Source organism: Nitratireductor sp. GCM10026969, assembly GCF_042660605.1.
Classification (GTDB): domain Bacteria; phylum Pseudomonadota; class Alphaproteobacteria; order Rhizobiales; family Rhizobiaceae; genus Chelativorans.
Genome location: NZ_JBHSUM010000008.1, coordinates 13940 through 30264, shown reverse-complemented (window position 1 = coordinate 30264; position 16325 = coordinate 13940). Strand labels below are relative to the sequence as shown.

The window sequence follows — 16325 nt, the reverse complement described above, 5'->3', positions numbered from 1 at the left end:
TCGACAGCGTCTGTTCGCGTTACTGTCTGACCTCCCATGCACCCGCCGCAGCAGCACGTCTTGCATAGTCTGAAAAGTCGATCGGCTTGCGTCCGAGCGCTTCCTGCACGCCTTGCATGACCTCGACATTGCGGCCGTCGAGCACCACGGTGAAAAGCTCCACCAGCAGGTTCAGGATATCTTCGGGCGCGTAAGGCCGCATCTGCGCGATGAATTCGTCGACCGGAATCTGCCGATAGCGGATCGGCCGGCCCGCTGCCCTGGCGATCTCGTCGACGGCTTCGGCAAAGGTCAGCGCCCGCGGCCCCGTCACCTCGTAGAGCCGGTTCCTATGGCCGTCCTCGGTCAGGGCTGCGATCACGACATCGGCAATGTCGTCGGCATCGACAAAGGGTTCGGGGATCGGCTCGGCCGGCAGGGCGAGTTCTCCGGCCAGGATGCTGTCCCGGAACGCGCCCTCGGAGAAATTCTGGTTGAACCAGCTTGCCCGCACATTCGTCCAGGCAACACCGGAATCCTGCAGCGCCGCCTCGGCGCGCTGCGCCCCGGGCTCGCCGCGTCCGGACAGGAGCACGACATGCGCCAAACCCTCTTCGCGCGCGAGGCGGGAGAATTCGGCTATATCATCATCGGCGCCGTCCACCGCAAGGTCGGGCTGGTAAGTTACATAGGCCTTCGAGACGCCCTTGAGCGCGGGCGCCCACGTCTCGCGCCTGGTCCAGTCGAAGGGGATTGCGCCAGAGCGCGAAACGGGACGCGTGGCGAGACCGCGCTCTTTCAGCAGCGTGTTGACGCGGGCGCCGGTCTTGCCGCCACCGCCGACGATAAGGGTTGGCCTGTTGTCGGTCATTGTCTCCACCTGGTTTGGCTTATCACTGCCTTGCGCTGTTGGACGGACGAGCACGATCGTCAGACCGTGGGCGGGTGCCCGCGACATGGGGCGGATAACGCCAGCACGGCCATCGCGGAGCAGTCGATGGTGCCGCAAGCCTGCCTTATGCGCACTGGGCGCGGTGCTCCCCACCGAGGCGCTTTCCGACCTCCCGTCGGTAGCCTCGGGCAGTATCGTGACCTCCGGGACGGCTTCCGGACAGGTCCAAATCCAGTGAAGCTTGGGGAGCCAATTTTTCGGGGGAAGTTTCTCAGGACATCAATGGAGCCGGACTATGATGACAAGCGGCATGATAGCCTTCGCTGCATCACAAACTCCGGATCCGTAAACGACACCTTCTCGCGGTGTCCGCGAATCGGCAGCAGGGTAGGCGCCTTCCATGTCCCGGATTTCTATCTCATCTTCGCTTCGATGAAGCGCTACTGTTAGGCCGGAAGGGGCTCATTGGTGCTGACGCCGAACAGGCCTTCGGCAAAAGCGCTCCATCCGGCCACACGATTTGACAAGGATGTAATGGCCGTATTTATATCCAAAAAACCGATCTTTATCCCAATCAATGTTGACGTGTTTTCGCGATGAACGGCAAATTTATGGTCATCGACCCCAGCAAGGATTTCGCCAAGCTCAAGGGGCTGTCATCGCCGACGCGCCTGGACATTCTCCGACTGCTTCACGAGAACGGGCCGACGAACATCAACGTCATTGCCGAGCGGCTGACTCTTCCGCAATCGTCCGTCTCCTCGAACGTGCGAATCCTCGAAGAGGCTGGCCTTATCGAGACCGAGACCCGCAAAGGCCGCAAGGGCAATCAGAAGCTGTGCCGCGCCGTCTATGACGAATTCGTCATTATCTTCAACAAGGGCACCGAGAGCCAGGGGAACGATGCGATCGAGGTCTCGATGCCCCTCGGGCTCTACTCGAACTGCGAAGTTACCGGCCCCTGCGGCATCTGTTCGACTGAAGGCATCATCGGGTTGCTGGACGTGCCCGCGACCTTTCTCGATCCGGAGCGGATGAAAGCCTCTCTTCTCTGGTTCACCAGCGGTTTCGTCGAGTACCAGTTTCCCAACAATACGAGAATCACCCAGTCGCCTGTCGATGCAATCGAGTTCGTGATGGAGCTCAGCTCTGAAGTGCCGGGCACCAACGCCAACTGGCCGTCGGACATCACGGTCTCCGTCAACGGGCGGGAGCTGGGTGTGTGGACGTCTCCCGGCGATTTCGGCGACAAGCGCGGGACCCTGACACCTGGCTGGTGGAAGCTGAAAGGCTCGCAATACGGGATGCTGAAGAGCTGGACCGTCAACCACAGCGGCACCTATGTCGACGGCGTCAGGATATCGGACGTTACGCTGAACGAGATCGGCCTGAGCGACCATCATTCCATCCGCCTGCGGATCGAAGTGAAGCCGGATGCGCGCCATCCCGGTGGCGTGAACATCTTCGGTCGCGGTTTCGGCAACTACGATCAGGATATCGTCATGCGCATCCGTCCGCGCCACTGAAGCGGGCGGATGTGCCCCCATCGGCGTTGTTCCGGCGAAGGGTTGACCTCGCGGGGCATCGCGTCTTTAATATCAGAATTGCTATTCTATATCGGCTTTTTCGATACTGATGGGGAGGAGGAATGGAGGTCCGTGCTGCCGTCCATCGCGACTTCAGGATCGCGACCATCGATGACCGCCTGTATAGCGCGTTCATCGAGCACATGGGACGTGCCATCTATTCGGGCATCTACGAGCCCGGTCATCCGGAAGCCGATGCCAGCGGCTTCCGCAAGGACGTGCAGGCCCTCGTCCGCGACCTCGATATCCCCGCCATTCGCTATCCCGGCGGCAACTTCGTCTCCGCTTACCGTTGGGAGGACGGGATCGGTCCCGTTGAGGAGCGTCCCGTGCGCCTTGATCTTGCCTGGCGCTCGAAGGAGACGAACCGGGTCGGCATCAATGAGTTCGCTCAATGGGCACGCGAAGCCGGTATCGAGATGATGCTGGCGGTGAACCTGGGATCGCGCGGACTGGAGGATGCCCGCAATTTCGTGGAATACGTGAATCACCCGTCGGGCACCTACTGGTCCGATCTGCGCCGTGCACACGGGGTTGAGGAGCCCTACGGCGTCAGGATGTGGTGCCTCGGCAACGAAATGGACGGGCCGTGGCAGATTGGCCACAAGGAGGCGCGTGTGTACGGGCGGCTCGCCGACGAGACAGCCAAGGCGCTGCGGGCGATCACGCCCGGCGCCGAACTCGTCGTCTGCGGCAGCTCCAACGACGAGATGCCGACCTATCCGGATTGGGAACATCAGGTGCTCGAGGAGTGCTACGAGAATGTCGACTACATCTCGCTACACAAATATTTCGGCAACAACAGCCGGGACACGCTGAATTTCTTCGCCAAGATCGAGGAGACGGGCCGCTACATCCAGTCCGTCGCCGGCGTCATCGACTACGTCAAGGCCAAGAAGCGCGCCAAGAAGGACGTCTTCATCTGCTTCGACGAGTGGAACGTCTGGTACCACAAGCGTGCGGAGGACAAGGAGCGCATCAAACGGTGGAATTGGCCCGAGGCGCCTGAACTGCTCGAGGAGACCTACAATTTTGAGGACGCGCTCTTCGTGGCCGGACTGCTGAACGAGTTCATCCGCCGCAGCGACCGGGTGAAGATCGCCTGTATCGCGCAACTGGTGAACGTGATCGCGCCGATCCGGGCCGAGCGCGGGGGGGCGGCCTGGCGTCAGACGATCTACTGGCCTTACCAGATGGCAAGCCTTTATGGGCGCGGCGAGGCGCTCCGCGTCGCGGTGGACGGACCGACCTACGATTGTCGCGTCGCCGACGACGTGCCCTATCTTGATATCGCCGCGACCTACGATCGCGCGGCTGAGGTCGTCACGGTCTTTGCCGTGAACCGGCACCTTCACGAGCCGATCGACGTGAACGTGTCGCTGACCGGTTTCGACGGGCTCGGCCTCAGGATGCACAAGACCATGCAAGGCCATGACCTTTTGGAGACGAACGGCCCCGAAGCGCCGGACCGCATCAGCATGGTGCCCGGAGCGTCCGTCGCCGTAGAGGATGGCCATCTGCGCGGCAAGCTGCCCGCATTGTCCTACCATGTCGTCCGGCTGGATGTCGGGCGTCCCGGAGGGCGAAACGGCTGACTGAGCCTGGTCGAACGGGAGGTGACCGGCAGGGACCAGGTTGGAACTGGCGTAGAGGAGGAAAGCAATGACCAGCAAACACGTGAATGCCGTCGCAGCCACGGCCATCGCCACCGCCGTTTTGGCCGGTGGAACGGCGGTAGCGCCGGCACAGGAGCAGATCCGGATCGTCAGCCATCGGCAGCCGGCGCTCGAATACTACACCGGACAGATGCAGGCGGCGCTGCCTGACGGCCGAGTGACCGTCGAGCTGATGCCGATCGATCGCCAGATGGAACTCGCGTCCATCACCATGTCGTCGCAGTCGGACGCCATCGACGTCGTCTACCTGAACGACACGTCGCTCAAGCGCTTCGCGGCGAATGGCTGGCTCGAGCCGCTCGACGAGCTTTGGGAGGAGTACAAGGACGAGTACAATCTCGATGACTTTCCCGCCTCGGTGATCGATTCCGTCAGCTACGACGGGCACATCTACTCGATGCCGATCATGACCAACACGGAACTCTTTTTCTACCGCTCGGATCTCTTCGAGGAGGCCGGCATCGAGCCGCCGACGACCATGGAAGAGTACATGGCCGCCGCAGCCCAGCTCGATACACCAAGGCGGGCGGGCACGATCATGTCGCTGAAGCCCGTCGACGCGGCGCTGAACGAGGCACACTGGTATATCAATGCCATCGGCGACGGCTGGTTCGACGAGGAATGGCGGCCGATCTTCAACAACGAGGCGGGCGTCGAGGCCATCACCATGATGAAGGAGATGACGCAGTACGCACCGCGCGGCTTCACCTCGCACGCCAACGACGAGTCGACCATCAATCTGCAGCAGGGGCTTGCAGCCATGGGGCTGCAGTGGTTTACGCGCGCCGCGGCGATGGACAATCCCGAGCAATCACGCGTGGTCGGCCAGATCGACTGGGTGGCTCCTCCGGGCGGTGGGGCGCGGCTGGCCAATGACGGCTTCGCGATTTCCAAGTTCTCCTCCGCAGACAAGGAAGAGATGTTCCGCATGCTCGCCGAAGCGGCGAGCGAGGAAAGCATGCGCGAGGGCGCCCAGTACGCCATGCCGCCGCGCCTTTCGGTGCTCGAGGACGAGGAACTGGCGAAGCAGTACCGGTGGTACCCGGCGGCACGCAGGGCACTCGAAACAGGCAAAGCGTTTCCCGCCATGCCCGACTTCCTGGATGTCGGCGAGATCGTGACGCGGCACATCCTGCAGGCCGTCACCGGCGAGGTTGAAGTCAAGGCGGCGCTCGACCAGGCGGCCGCCGAAACGGAAGAGCTGCTTCGCTCGCGCGACTACTACAAGTGATCGACCGTCCAGCGGCCCGCGGCCTCTTCCGGCCGCGGACCCCGCCTTTCATCGATGGAATTGCACGATGGTGCGTTGGCAAAGAGGTCTGTGGCTCTTCTTCCTGCCCAGCTTTGGACTGCTTGCGGTGGTCCTGCTCTGGCCGCTCGCCTATGCCTTCTACCTGAGCTTCTTCGATTACTATCTCGGCTCCGACGAGCGGAGCTTCGTCGGCTTCGGCAATTACGTCGCGCTCCTGACCGAGGCGCGGCTCTGGGCGTCGATGTGGACGACGATCATCATCGCCTTCGGTTCCGTCGGGCTCGAATTCGTCGTCGGTTTCGCCCTGGCCCTCGGACTTTACCGGTTGCACGGAAGCGCCAAGGTGTTCTCGGTTCTTCTGTTCCTGCCCCACATCGTTACGCCGGTGGTCGCATCACTTTTCCTGAAGTGGATACTCGCTTCGAATTGGGGGTTGCTCGATGCAACGCTGCTGACCTTCAACATCACGCCGCCCGACTGGCTGGGCGATCCATTCTGGGCGAAGCTCAGCGTCATCTTCGCCGATGCCTGGATCTTCACGCCGCTCATCATGATGGTGCTCTATGCCGCGCTTCAGGGCCTCGACCATGCGCTGATCGAGGCGGCGCAGATCGATGGCGCAAGCAATTGGCGCATTCTGCGGCACATCATCATACCGGCCCTCGTTCCGGCGATCATTTTCACCATCTCCGTGCGGCTGATGGACGTCTTCCGCTTCTTCGACATCATCTACGTCCTCACCGGTGGCGGTCCGGGCACGGCGACCGAAACGATCACCATGTACACCTATCAGCTCGGCTTCAGGATGTTGCAGGTCGGCAAGGCGTCGGCGCTCGGCGTCATCACGCTCGTGGTGGTCGCCGTTCTGCTGCTCAGTTTCAACAAGCTCCTGAACCGCATCTACAGGGCGGGCGACATATGAGGAAGACGGACAATTTCGCACGGCGGCGCCGTGAGCGGCTTCTCGTGTTCATCGCCCTGAGCATCTTCACGATACTCAATCTGGTGCCGCTCCTGTGGGCCTTGCTGACGTCGCTCAAGGATCCGGCGGACGCCTTCACCATCCCGCCGACGCTGATCTTCGAACCAACGCTCGAATACCACCGGCAGGTATGGCTTGAGAACGACTTCGTCCGCTTTCTCATGAACAGCCTGATCGTATCGGCGGGAACGGTCCTGATATCCGTACCGGCCGGCAGTCTCGCCGCCTATGCGCTGTCGCGCATTCCTAGGCGCAGTGCCGGCCCGATACTGAGCACGCTCTTCACGATCCGCATGTTTCCACACATGCTTCTGGCGATCCCCTTCTTCGTGATGGGCAGCTATCTCCACATGATCGATACCTATCCGCTGCTCATCCTGGCTCTCGTCGCCATCAACCAGCCCTTCACGATCTGGCTGATGCACGGCTTCTTCCTGGAGATCCCGCGCGATCTGGACGAGGCGGCGGCGATCGACGGCTGCAGCAGCTGGCAGGCATTCCGGATCGTCATCCTGCCCCTGGCGCGGCCGGGCATGACGGTCGCCGCCCTGTTCAGTCTGCTGCTTTCCTACAACGAGTTTCTCTTCGCTCTCGTGCTGACCGGCGTCGATACCAAAACCCTGCCGGTGGCGATCGCCTCCTTCGGCGGTGAAGACATCACCTCCTGGTCCCTCTCGGCCGCCGGCGCCATCGGCATCATGCTTCCCATCGTCGTCATCATGCTGCTCCTGCAGCGCCATCTTGTGCGCGGCCTGACTGCCGGAGCGGTCAAGGGATGAGGACCGGCGCCGCCACACCACCCGCTCTCCGTTTGAAACGATACCGGACCCCTGACCGATGGCACCACTGAAAATCGATCACGCGATCAAGTCCTACGGCGCGGTGCGTATCCTCCATGGAATCGATGTCGAGATAGATGACGGCGAGTTCGTCGTCCTTGTCGGTCCTTCGGGCTGCGGCAAGTCGACACTTCTGCGCCTCATCGCCGGGCTGGAAGACATGACGGAGGGCGACATACTGATCGACGGCAGGGTCGTGACGCGCCTCCACCCGAAGGACCGTGACATCGCAATGGTCTTTCAGTCCTATGCCCTCTATCCGCATATGTCGGTCGCCGAGAACATGGGCTTCTCGCTTCGGATGCGTCAGGCGCGCAAGGAGGAGATCGACCGCAAGGTGCGCGAGGCCGCGGCGATCCTGGACCTGACGCCCCTGCTCGAGCGCTATCCGCGCCAGCTTTCCGGCGGCCAGCGCCAGCGCGTGGCGATGGGCCGCGCCATTGTGCGCGATCCCAAGGTTTTTCTTTTCGACGAGCCGCTTTCGAACCTGGACGCCAAGCTCCGGGTCCAGATGCGCAGCGAAATCCGCGAACTGCATAAGAAGCTGCGCACGACCACGGTTTACGTGACGCACGACCAGATCGAGGCAATGACCATGGCCGACAAGATCGTGGTAATGCGCGACGGCCATGTGGAGCAGATCGGCACGCCGCTCGACCTCTACGACGATCCGGCAAATGTCTTCGTTGCCGGCTTTCTCGGGTCGCCGGCGATGAACCTTCTGGAAGGCCGCGTGAGCGGCCACGATCCGCTGGCATTTCAATTGATGAATGGCGGCACGATTCGTTTGCCACGGGCGCTGCCCGTCGAAGCGGGCCGGACGGTCATCCTCGGCCTGCGCCCTGAAGACATCGTGCTTGCGACAGACGGCACAAAAGCGCGGGTGCAACTGGTCGAGCCAACCGGGGCGGACGTACAGGTCAACTTCGCCGTCGGCGGCAACACCGTTACCGCAGTCTTTCATGAGCGCCTCGACCTGGAGGAGGGCAGTGAGGTGGCGCTCGGCGTTCCGATGGAGAAGCTTCATATCTTCGATGCCGAGACGCAGCAGAAGCTTGCTTCGTGACCGGGTGCTATTCCGAAGAGCGGACCGCGGCTTTCCATGCGAGCGAGCAGTGTCTTGGCAAGCTCGCCTTACGGCTGACTGGTGGATGAAACGCCGCAGGCTCGACCGCACACCGGAAGCGCCGTCATCATTCACCCTTGCCGTGGTGCGGCATCATCATCGATCCGGCTGAAGCATCGCGGCCGACGCCCTTACGTTCGTTCGGGATGCACTCGGATCGGTAAATCAGATAGAGATCGAGGCCGACGCCGCCGATCAGGACAGCAAAGCCCAGCGCCTCGACGAACGGATTGTAGTTCCAGAACATGACGTAGGTGATCAGGGCAGCGCCGAGTCCGGTCGTCAGCAAGGGCCAGGGTTGCCGGTGACGCGGCAGGTTGAAGGCGGTGGCGATGACCGCCAGGACGGCGGCGCCGACAATGGTTGCCGCCCACGTGCCCTCGGGAAGCGCCAGGGCAATGCCCATCAGCGACAAAAGCCCCAAAAATGCGAGCGTGCCGTAGCAGGCGATGACCGAAGCCGCGGCCGCCAATGCTCCCCACAATCCCCGTCCACCGATCGCCACCTGCAGGCGCCGCGGGTGGAGGCGGCTCGCAACGCGTCTGACGATAGCCGGCGTCTTCGCTTCGACCGGCCGGCGCATGACGACATCGATCGAGCGTGCGCCGAGACCTGCGGCGATGCGGCGCGTGTCGGCGCTCGGACTTTCGGCGAAATAGTCTAATTCCGAGAGCACCTCCACATCGGCGAAGCCGGTCTCGCGGAAAAGCTCCAGATAATCCTCGTCGACCGACGCACCGACCACGCATTCGGCCCACAGCTTGGGGTCGCCACGCCCGCCGACCGGCACCGGCCTGCCGATGACGATGTCGGCAAGTTGCACGCGACCCTCGGGCTTCAGCACGCGGAAGATCTCGGCAAATGCCTTGCGCTTGTCGGGGACGAGATTGAGCGAGCCGTTCGAGGTGACCACGTCCACCGAATTGTCGGGCAGGGAAATGTGCTCGGCATCCGCCTCGATGGTCTCGACATTCTCGATCCCGCCCTCTTCCAGCGTTTCCGTTAAGCGGGCCAGCATGGCGGGCGTGATATCGAGCGCGTAGACCTTGCCGCTTTCCCCGACAAGCCGGCTGGCGATCAGCGTGTCGGTTCCCGAGCCCGAGCCGATGTCGAGCACCGTATCCCCCGGCCTTATGACGCCGGCGCGGAAGGGATAACCGACGCCGGCGAAGCGATCCACGACAGCCTGCGGGAGGCGGTCGAGTTCTTCTTCGGCATAGCCGAGGGCGCGCGCGGCCGGACGGCCGACGGGGAAATGGAAGCCCTGGTGCGGATCGTCCGCCACACTGCCATACATGGCTTGCACGGCCATTCTGATCTGTTCTTTCGAGAATCCCAGGATCGCAACCATATCGCCCTCCGGTTCTTCTTCGAGCCTCGGCGCCGTGTCCCTTGATGTGTTCAGTAGTGCTCGACAATCGCCCGGACGCGTCGGCGCAGGGATTCGGGCGCCTTTACCTTGCCGGTCTCGTTGACGCGCGCGCGCAGCTTCCGCTCGAACTCCGCCCGCGTGAAGCAGGCCCGGCAGGTTTCCATGTGGTGGGCAAGCGCCTCTTCGGTCTCCGCGTCCAACTCCCGGTCGAGATATTCGAGGAGCTTGTCGATCACCTCCTCGCAGCGCAGGTCCTGCGTCATCGGGAACCCCCTTTCGCATTGCAGGTCGCTATGCCCGCTTCGCCCGCCTGATGCCACAGGGCCGCCTGTAAAAGGCTGCGGCCGCGGGCGAGCCTGGAACGCACCGTGCCGACGGGTATATCGAGAGTCTCTGCCGTTTCGGCATAGCTGAGACCCCACAGCTCAACCATGATCACCACCAGCCGGAATTCCTCCGGAAGCTCTTCCACCGCGCTTTCGATGTCTTCGCGCAGGAGCTTGTCCAGAAGCTCCTGCTCCGGATTGCCCCACCAAAGGAGGAAGGGCTGATGTACTTTCTCGAACAGGGAAAAGCCGTCCTGCCCGCATTGCGTTTCGCGCGGCCGCGCCTGCCGCTTGCGGCGCTCGCTGATGAAGCCGTTGACGAGGATGCGGAAAACCCATTTCTCGAAAGCCTGCCGATCCTTGAGCTCGGGAAGCTTGGCCCAGGCCTTGGCGAGTGTCTCGGCGACCAGGTCCTCGGCATCGGTGCGGTTGCGCGTTAGCCGCAGGGCGGTTCCGTAGAGCCGGTCCAGAAGACGCTCCACTTCCGCCTCGAAGAAGGCTTGAGGCGGACACTCCGACTGCTTCTTACGGGCTTCGTTCATCGCTCCGTTGCCCAAGGCCGAGGCCGCCGCCGGTCTCGGCTGTTCCCGCCACTTTATGCCTTGGTGGCCGAATGCGATACGCTTTTCACGCCGCATTCCGGCTGGCCCAAGTGGACTGCTTCTTCTTCAGGATGGCGGGATCGGCCCGTTCCTCGCCAACCTGCCGCCGCGTGGCTGCTTCGCGTTCCCTGCTCAGAAGCTCAAGGTCGCGGCACCGGCCTTGATGCGCTCGTGCATGGGGCTTGCGCCTGTAACGATGACGCCGTCAATCAGGTCCTCCTCGGTGTAGCCGCGCGCCTTCACGCAAGGCGTGCAGGCCCACAGCGTGCCGCCGCGTTCGAGAAAGTCGCTGATGAGTGACGGAAGCGGCTCCAGCGGCTCCACATGGGTCATGTCGACCGCGCGCTTGCGCACCAGATCGACGGCGGCACTGGTCAGGAACACCGACACCTTGAGGCCGGCCGTCATCCCGCCATTGGCGATGGTGAAGGCGACGGACGAAAGCTCGTGGTCGGCGCCATGGGTCATCAGGATGACGAGTTCTTCGGTCGGATTGGCCATCGTTTTCCTCCTTGTGATCCTTGCTTGAAGTTGCGGTCTTTGCGTCTGTGGGGCGTTCCCGGGATTTCATTTTAAATACCGGCCTGGCTGAGGCCCGTCTTTGCGATCGGGGAAGCAAGGTTTGGCGATATCCGCATAGCGATCAGTGCCTGCCTTCGCGTGAGAAGGCCCGCAGGCGCGATGGGGGCAAAAATGCCGAGCCCGCGCTTGTTGGTTCTCCTGTCTTCCAGGACGCGCGGCGGTATGCGACGGGCTACCATCGCCGGCCCCAGATGTCCTGCGTGACCGCCTCGTACCAGCCTACGGCGTAGCGGGCCTCGGCACGGCGGAAAGCCGAATCGGCATCGGCGGGGCTCAGGCCCCCGGCGCCCGGCACTTCCGCGATCTCGCCGTCGGCCAACCTGTAGTGACCGGCCACAGAGACGCCGTAGTCGGGCGAAAGCAGGCTGTAGCAGGTGTTGGTCCAGACGGGCGGCGGCGGCGCACGACCATCGAGCATGGCGGCGATCGCCGCGGCGACCACCTTGCCCTGGGCACTGGCGGAGAAGCCGGACTTCGGCATGGGCGCGGCCACCGTGGCGTCGCCCACCACGTGAATGTCGGGGACGGCACGCGACTGGAAGGTCTCGGGCTCGATCGGCACCCAGCCGGACTCGTCCGTCACCCCGGCGCGCTCGGCGACCAGGCCGGCCTTCTGCGGCGGGACGACGTTGAGCACGTCGGCGCGGTGGCGGCCGCCGAACTCGGTCTCCACTTCGCGTCTTTCGGCGTCGACACGGATCACCCGGCCGTCGTCGGACTGGCCCACCCACTCGATCATGTCACCGTAGAGCTCTTTCCAGCCGGCGGTGAACAGGCCCTGCTTGGAGAAGGCGTTCTTGGCGTCGAGGATCAGGATCTTGGAGCGCGGCTTGGCGCGTTTGAAGTAGTTGGCGACGAGGCTCGCCCGCTCGTAGGGCCCGGGCGGGCAGCGGAAGGGATTGGATGGAGCGACCAGCACGAAAACACCGCCGTCTTCCATCGCCTCGAGCCGACGCCTGAGAAGGCGGGTTTGGGCACCGGCCTTCCAGGCATGCGGCGCCTCTTTGGCGGCTGCCTCGTCGTAGCCTTCGATGGCGTCCCAGCGCATGTCGATGCCGGGCGACAGCACCAGTTTGTCGTAGGCAAGTTCCGTGCCGCCGGCGAGCCGCACCCGATGCGCCGCGCCGTCGACGTCTCCTGCCATATCGTGGATCACTTCCACCCCGAGGGCGCGGAGTTCGTCGAAACCGTTGCCGATCGCGCCGAAGTCGCGCAAGCCTGCAAGATAGAGATTGGAGAACGGGCAGGTGTAGAAGCGCTCTGCCGGCTCCACCAGCGTGACGGCGATGCCGGGGTCGTGCTGCTTGAGATACTTCGACGTGGTGGCGCCGCCGAAGCCACCGCCGACGATGACCACCCGGCCGGCCTGGGCGCGGGCGACGCGGGGAAGGCCGAGCGAAGCAGCCGCGGCCGAGGCGGCGCCGATCAGGGACAGGGTCTCGCGTCGCGTCTTCATTGCTCTTCCTCCGCCGTCAGGTTCGCGAAGTAGCGCGCGAGCGCCTCGAGTTCGTCGTCGCTGTATCCGGCGGCGATGCGCGACATGATGGTGGCGTCGGGATCATCGCCTGCCTTGAAGGCAGAAAGCCTGGCCGCCAGCACCGCGCGGGGTGTGCCCGCCAGCGGCGGTATGGCGCCCGGTGAGCGGCCCTCGGTGCCATGGCAGCTTGCGCAGCCCGCCGCCAGCGCAGATACCGTGTCCCGGTCCGTGGCGGACGCGGGGAAGCCGCAGGCCAGGAGAAGACCGAGCCCCGCCGCCGATCGCCTTATGCACATGGGTCCCGTCTCCCTCACCTGCGCTGCGATCAACGCGCCTGTTGCAGCGTCGCTTCGAAGAGCTCGGCAAAGGCGGGCTTCCCCTTTTTTACCGCCGCCTCCAGATTGGGGTCGGGATTGAGTTCCGTCATGAAGTCCAGATCCAGTCTGGACATGCGTGACTGGCCGTCCTCCTCGTAGAAGGCGAGGTGGCCGCAGGGCATCATCGCCATGACATGCCAGCCCGCCGCCACGATGTCCGGGCCGAGCGGCGCGTAACAGATCTTGACCGCCGTCACCTTGCCGCCGGCCAGGCCGAACTCGGCCATGTAGAGCCAGTCGTCATGGGATTCGGCATGGTCGCGGATCGCGGCCACGGCCTCGTCCGGGCTCTGTGTAAGGTCGCTCACGATGAAGGGGCCGCTCTCCTGTGCCGTTGCCTGCCCCAGAGAAAGCGCCAGAGCGCCCGCTGCGGTCATGCCAAGAAGCCGTTTCACCTTCTTCTCCTCCTACTGGTTGTTGAAACCTGGTTCGCCGTGCGGTGCTGCCGCCGGGGCCTGTTTGCTGTCTCGGGGCATAGCTGCTTTGTCGAAGGTGTGTCTTGGCGTTTCGGGAAGGCAGGCTTCGCGATTTGTGCAGGGTACCTGAGTGCGGGCCGGGAACTTTTTCGACGGCGTTGCGTCCTTTGCCGCCAACAGCCGAACAAAGAGGAGGAGCAGGACATGACCGAAATCTTTGCCGCGCGCCCGTGCCAACCGGCAATGCGGCTGCCGGCAACCCACCGCTCTCCCGCACTATGGAACGGGACGATCGAGACCCGTTGCGACCGGCCGGAGGCGCTCTGGATCAGAGAGCGGACGCTCGCCGACGCCGTCGTGGCGGAGATCGAATCCCCACCCGTCACGGTGACGCAAGATGGCTCGGCCGGGGACAACCCCCACCGCTTCCATGTGGTTCTTCTGCTCAAAGGATACGGCATCTACCGCTGGGCGGGCGGCACTGCCACGCAGCGACCCGGCGACGTTATGCTGGTGGACATTGCCGAGCCGTCCCAAGTAGTCTCTCCGGTCGATTGCCGACTCCTGAGATGGAGCTTTCCCGAGGCGCTTATCGCGCCCTTCCTGCCGGTGCGCGATGTTTGCCCCGCGCTGCTTCTTCCCGCCGGCAAGGGGCTGATGAAGGTGGTCGCGGAGCACGCCTGGCAGCTTGCACGCGAAGCAGATCAGCTCGATCGCAGCGTCCAGCAAGGTCTGCTTACGCATCTGTGCGGCCTTGTCGGCCTCGCCATCGAAACGGAGAGAAAATCGCGCCCGGCCCGCCGCCACAACTACCGCGCTCATCAGCGCCAGAGGGTCCTCGCCTATATCGAGGCCCATCTGTGCGATCCGCATTGCACGGCGAAGCGCGCGGCGCACGATCTCGGGATGTCGACACGCTGGCTGTACTCGCTGCTCGAGGACATGGCGGATGGCTTTGCCGATCTCGTCGCCCGTCGCCGCCTGGAGAAGAGCCTGACGCTCCTCCAAGACCGGGCTTCGGATCACCTGTCGATCGCCGAGATCGCCTTTCTCTCGGGCTTCAACGACCTGTCGACCTTCTATCGCCGCTTCGGCGAGCACTACGGCATGACACCGGGAGAGGCACGGCGCCGGAAGTCGCTGCCGGCCGGTGATATGCCGCGGGTCGAAGGCTCGGGAACGTCGCAATTTCTGGATGCGGCCGAATGATCCCGGGCTGCGGGACTTGATGAACTTGGTAAACTGGCAATGGGTTCGATGCTGCTTTTCGCTGCGCAGACGCAGGAAAGCCAAAGCATCGACGATGCTCCGGCGCATGATCATTCGCCGGGCATAGGGAGGGTGCCAAGGTGGGTTTCGTGAAGAAGTCGGGGTTCACGCTGGTTGTCGAAGAGCAACGAGACCGCGCTTCAACCAGGCGAGAGCACTGTCTGAGAAAACTGGGCAGAAGCCGTCGAATCGCTCGCTGTGGAGCAGGTCCCTTCCAGCGCATGCTGCCGCCGTGAAGAGTGACGATGTTGCTCGTTCCGTCCATGATCAGTCGCCGAAGCGACTAAATGGTGATGCTTGTCAGGACAACGTACAGAAGCGTCCCGATCACACCCCCAGCTACTAGGATGAGCAGCCAAACGGTCGGGTCGGCATTCAGCCGGGAAAGATATCTCATGCTGCGGCATCCTTATGCGCGGCGGCGATCAATGGGAATCGAAAGCGGTCAGAAGTTCGGCCCCGCGCCGTACAGGAATTCCTGACCAACGGGGCGGCAACGTCGGCCGGCGTCAGGTGCTGCTGGTGATACTATTGCAAAGCATGACGCCCTCCTTCATGTCGGGGCAAGGGGTGCGATGGCCACCCTCAATCGGCAGTGCCCTGAATGAAACTGTCGACGATGCTGACTTTATCAGCATTCGCAAGGCGGCACGAGGATATTCGCTGCCTAAATAACGGTATAGGACTCGCTGTATTGTTTCCGCGCTAACGGAAAGTTTCGCACGCGACCGGGCGCGCGTTCCGTGCTCGACATCCGGTTGGCCTGAGCATCCGTGCACCATCGTCGCTGTCAGGAGGACGAACGGACACCCTGCTTCGCCGCCCTGCTTCGCCGTGGCTTCCCAGGCGCAGCGGGGGTGGTGGACGACTTGGCTTCGTTTTCCAGCCGCGCCTGGCGGAGCCTCGCGGTCTTGGCCTCGCGGCGTGCCGCTTCATCTCCGATGATCGCGCGCGCAGTGTGGTCCGTGATGTCGGCCTTGGTTTCGGCCTTGGACGGCTTGGGTTTGAACAGGTTGTCTTTGGTGGCGGAGCGACTCATGTCTTTGTCCTCGGTTCCGAAAAAGCAAAAAGGCCGGGCGAACCCGGCCTTTCCTATGCGCCTCGATAATCAGTGCCAGTACATCCGTGGTCAAAGACCAGAAGCGCGGTCTCGTTACGCAGCCTGAAGGTTTTCGGCCGCGCTCTTGCCGTTGCGATTGTCCTTGACGACGTCGAAGCCGAGCTTCTGGCCCTCGACGAGCGAGGTCATGCCGGCGCGCTCGACGGCCGAAATATGGACAAACACGTCCGGTTGGCCGTTACCCTGCTCGATAAAGCCGAAGCCCTTGGTCGCATTGAAGAACTTTACGGTTCCGGTATTCATGGCGATTTCCTTTCAATCGGTCATACAAAATTGCTTACCGTGCGGAATGCGCGGCAAACGGTTCAGATCGATTTTGAGAGAGGAAGATCGCAGATGGCGCGTTTCGCGCCAGAAACAAAGTTCGACAAGCAAGATCGATGTCCGGAATATAAGCTTGAAAGGTCATCAAAACAAGGTGCCCACGGAAATAAACTCGCATCCCCGAGGGG

17 protein-coding genes are annotated in these 16325 nt (G+C 63.1%); 7 read left to right on the top strand and 10 right to left on the bottom strand.

Annotation, left to right across the window (positions count from 1 at the left end; genetic code table 11):
- Nucleotides 1-19 precede the first annotated feature (19 nt).
- Complete coding sequence (locus tag ACFP9U_RS03700; RefSeq protein ID WP_378619118.1) at nt 20-850, bottom strand: NmrA family transcriptional regulator; 831 nt, start codon at nt 848-850, stop codon at nt 20-22.
- Between the two features lie 617 nt (nt 851-1467).
- Here ACFP9U_RS03700 and ACFP9U_RS03695 point away from each other — a divergent pair.
- From ACFP9U_RS03695 to ACFP9U_RS03670, 6 genes are all read left to right on the top strand, one after another.
- Entirely contained in the window at nt 1468-2397 is a 930-nt protein-coding gene (locus ACFP9U_RS03695) for an ArsR/SmtB family transcription factor (RefSeq protein ID WP_378619116.1), read from the top strand.
- 122 nt (nt 2398-2519) lie between these two features.
- On the top strand, nt 2520-4052 hold the full coding sequence (locus ACFP9U_RS03690) for an alpha-N-arabinofuranosidase (RefSeq protein ID WP_378619115.1): 1533 nt from the start codon (nt 2520-2522) through the stop codon (nt 4050-4052).
- 67 nt (nt 4053-4119) lie between these two features.
- Nucleotides 4120-5364, top strand: a complete 1245-nt coding sequence (locus tag ACFP9U_RS03685) for an extracellular solute-binding protein (RefSeq protein ID WP_378619113.1) — start codon at nt 4120-4122, stop codon at nt 5362-5364.
- Between the two features lie 67 nt (nt 5365-5431).
- Nucleotides 5432-6307 carry a carbohydrate ABC transporter permease gene (locus ACFP9U_RS03680; protein ID WP_378619112.1) on the top strand — a complete coding sequence of 292 codons (876 nt, stop codon included), beginning with the start codon at nt 5432-5434 and terminating at the stop codon, nt 6305-6307.
- Nucleotides 6304-7146 carry a carbohydrate ABC transporter permease gene (locus ACFP9U_RS03675; RefSeq protein ID WP_378619110.1) on the top strand — a complete coding sequence of 281 codons (843 nt, stop codon included), beginning with the start codon at nt 6304-6306 and terminating at the stop codon, nt 7144-7146. The genes ACFP9U_RS03680 and ACFP9U_RS03675 overlap by 4 nt, the downstream gene beginning before the upstream one ends.
- A gap of 58 nt (nt 7147-7204) precedes the next feature.
- On the top strand, nt 7205-8272 hold the full coding sequence (locus ACFP9U_RS03670) for an ABC transporter ATP-binding protein (RefSeq protein ID WP_378619108.1): 1068 nt from the start codon (nt 7205-7207) through the stop codon (nt 8270-8272).
- 127 nt (nt 8273-8399) lie between these two features.
- On the opposite strand, the gene ACFP9U_RS03665 is transcribed toward ACFP9U_RS03670, so the two are convergent.
- From ACFP9U_RS03665 to ACFP9U_RS03635, 7 genes are all read right to left on the bottom strand, one after another.
- A complete protein-coding gene (locus ACFP9U_RS03665; protein ID WP_378619107.1) occupies nt 8400-9683 on the bottom strand; it encodes a MerC family mercury resistance protein in 1284 nt (427 codons plus the stop codon).
- A 50-nt stretch (nt 9684-9733) separates the two neighbouring features.
- On the bottom strand, nt 9734-9967 hold the full coding sequence (locus tag ACFP9U_RS03660; RefSeq protein WP_378619105.1) for a zf-HC2 domain-containing protein: 234 nt from the start codon (nt 9965-9967) through the stop codon (nt 9734-9736).
- Entirely contained in the window at nt 9964-10572 is a 609-nt protein-coding gene (locus ACFP9U_RS03655; protein WP_378619103.1) for a sigma-70 family RNA polymerase sigma factor, read from the bottom strand. Before ACFP9U_RS03655 ends, ACFP9U_RS03660 begins: the two co-directional genes overlap by 4 nt.
- A 192-nt stretch (nt 10573-10764) precedes the next feature.
- Complete coding sequence (locus ACFP9U_RS03650; protein ID WP_378619101.1) at nt 10765-11133, bottom strand: DsrE family protein; 369 nt, start codon at nt 11131-11133, stop codon at nt 10765-10767.
- Nucleotides 11134-11386: 253 nt separating this feature from the next.
- The gene (locus tag ACFP9U_RS03645; RefSeq protein ID WP_378619100.1) at nt 11387-12670 is read right to left on the bottom strand and encodes an FCSD flavin-binding domain-containing protein; all 1284 of its coding nucleotides are present in this window, start codon (nt 12668-12670) and stop codon (nt 11387-11389) included.
- Nucleotides 12667-12987 carry a c-type cytochrome gene (locus ACFP9U_RS03640; protein WP_378619098.1) on the bottom strand — a complete coding sequence of 107 codons (321 nt, stop codon included), beginning with the start codon at nt 12985-12987 and terminating at the stop codon, nt 12667-12669. The genes ACFP9U_RS03645 and ACFP9U_RS03640 overlap by 4 nt, the downstream gene beginning before the upstream one ends.
- A gap of 29 nt (nt 12988-13016) precedes the next feature.
- The gene (locus ACFP9U_RS03635; RefSeq protein WP_378619097.1) at nt 13017-13463 is read right to left on the bottom strand and encodes a hypothetical protein; all 447 of its coding nucleotides are present in this window, start codon (nt 13461-13463) and stop codon (nt 13017-13019) included.
- A gap of 225 nt (nt 13464-13688) precedes the next feature.
- On the opposite strand from ACFP9U_RS03635, the gene ACFP9U_RS03630 reads away from it, so the two are divergent.
- A complete protein-coding gene (locus ACFP9U_RS03630; RefSeq protein WP_378619095.1) occupies nt 13689-14693 on the top strand; it encodes a helix-turn-helix domain-containing protein in 1005 nt (334 codons plus the stop codon).
- An 850-nt stretch (nt 14694-15543) separates the two neighbouring features.
- Here the strand turns inward: ACFP9U_RS03630 and ACFP9U_RS03625 are convergent.
- Together ACFP9U_RS03625 and ACFP9U_RS03620 are read right to left on the bottom strand one after the other, a co-directional pair.
- On the bottom strand, nt 15544-15792 hold the full coding sequence (locus tag ACFP9U_RS03625; RefSeq protein WP_378619094.1) for a hypothetical protein: 249 nt from the start codon (nt 15790-15792) through the stop codon (nt 15544-15546).
- A gap of 114 nt (nt 15793-15906) precedes the next feature.
- On the bottom strand, nt 15907-16116 hold the full coding sequence (locus ACFP9U_RS03620) for a cold-shock protein (protein WP_322453373.1): 210 nt from the start codon (nt 16114-16116) through the stop codon (nt 15907-15909).
- Nucleotides 16117-16325: the final 209 nt, after the last annotated feature.

Bases quoted from the DNA above. Each gene is read 5' to 3' on its own strand.
- ACFP9U_RS03700 (WP_378619118.1), bottom strand. From the start codon at position 850: ATGACCGACAACAGGCCAACCCTTATCGTCGGCGGTGGCGGCAAGACC.
- ACFP9U_RS03695 (WP_378619116.1), top strand. From the start codon at position 1,468: ATGAACGGCAAATTTATGGTCATCGACCCCAGCAAGGATTTCGCCAAG.
- ACFP9U_RS03690 (WP_378619115.1), top strand. From the start codon at position 2,520: ATGGAGGTCCGTGCTGCCGTCCATCGCGACTTCAGGATCGCGACCATC.
- ACFP9U_RS03685 (WP_378619113.1), top strand. From the start codon at position 4,120: ATGACCAGCAAACACGTGAATGCCGTCGCAGCCACGGCCATCGCCACC.
- ACFP9U_RS03680 (WP_378619112.1), top strand. From the start codon at position 5,432: ATGGTGCGTTGGCAAAGAGGTCTGTGGCTCTTCTTCCTGCCCAGCTTT.
- ACFP9U_RS03675 (WP_378619110.1), top strand. From the start codon at position 6,304: ATGAGGAAGACGGACAATTTCGCACGGCGGCGCCGTGAGCGGCTTCTC.
- ACFP9U_RS03670 (WP_378619108.1), top strand. From the start codon at position 7,205: ATGGCACCACTGAAAATCGATCACGCGATCAAGTCCTACGGCGCGGTG.
- ACFP9U_RS03665 (WP_378619107.1), bottom strand. From the start codon at position 9,683: ATGGTTGCGATCCTGGGATTCTCGAAAGAACAGATCAGAATGGCCGTG.
- ACFP9U_RS03660 (WP_378619105.1), bottom strand. From the start codon at position 9,967: ATGACGCAGGACCTGCGCTGCGAGGAGGTGATCGACAAGCTCCTCGAA.
- ACFP9U_RS03655 (WP_378619103.1), bottom strand. From the start codon at position 10,572: ATGAACGAAGCCCGTAAGAAGCAGTCGGAGTGTCCGCCTCAAGCCTTC.
- ACFP9U_RS03650 (WP_378619101.1), bottom strand. From the start codon at position 11,133: ATGGCCAATCCGACCGAAGAACTCGTCATCCTGATGACCCATGGCGCC.
- ACFP9U_RS03645 (WP_378619100.1), bottom strand. From the start codon at position 12,670: ATGAAGACGCGACGCGAGACCCTGTCCCTGATCGGCGCCGCCTCGGCC.
- ACFP9U_RS03640 (WP_378619098.1), bottom strand. From the start codon at position 12,987: ATGTGCATAAGGCGATCGGCGGCGGGGCTCGGTCTTCTCCTGGCCTGC.
- ACFP9U_RS03630 (WP_378619095.1), top strand. From the start codon at position 13,689: ATGACCGAAATCTTTGCCGCGCGCCCGTGCCAACCGGCAATGCGGCTG.
- ACFP9U_RS03625 (WP_378619094.1), bottom strand. From the start codon at position 15,792: ATGAGTCGCTCCGCCACCAAAGACAACCTGTTCAAACCCAAGCCGTCC.
- ACFP9U_RS03620 (WP_322453373.1), bottom strand. From the start codon at position 16,116: ATGAATACCGGAACCGTAAAGTTCTTCAATGCGACCAAGGGCTTCGGC.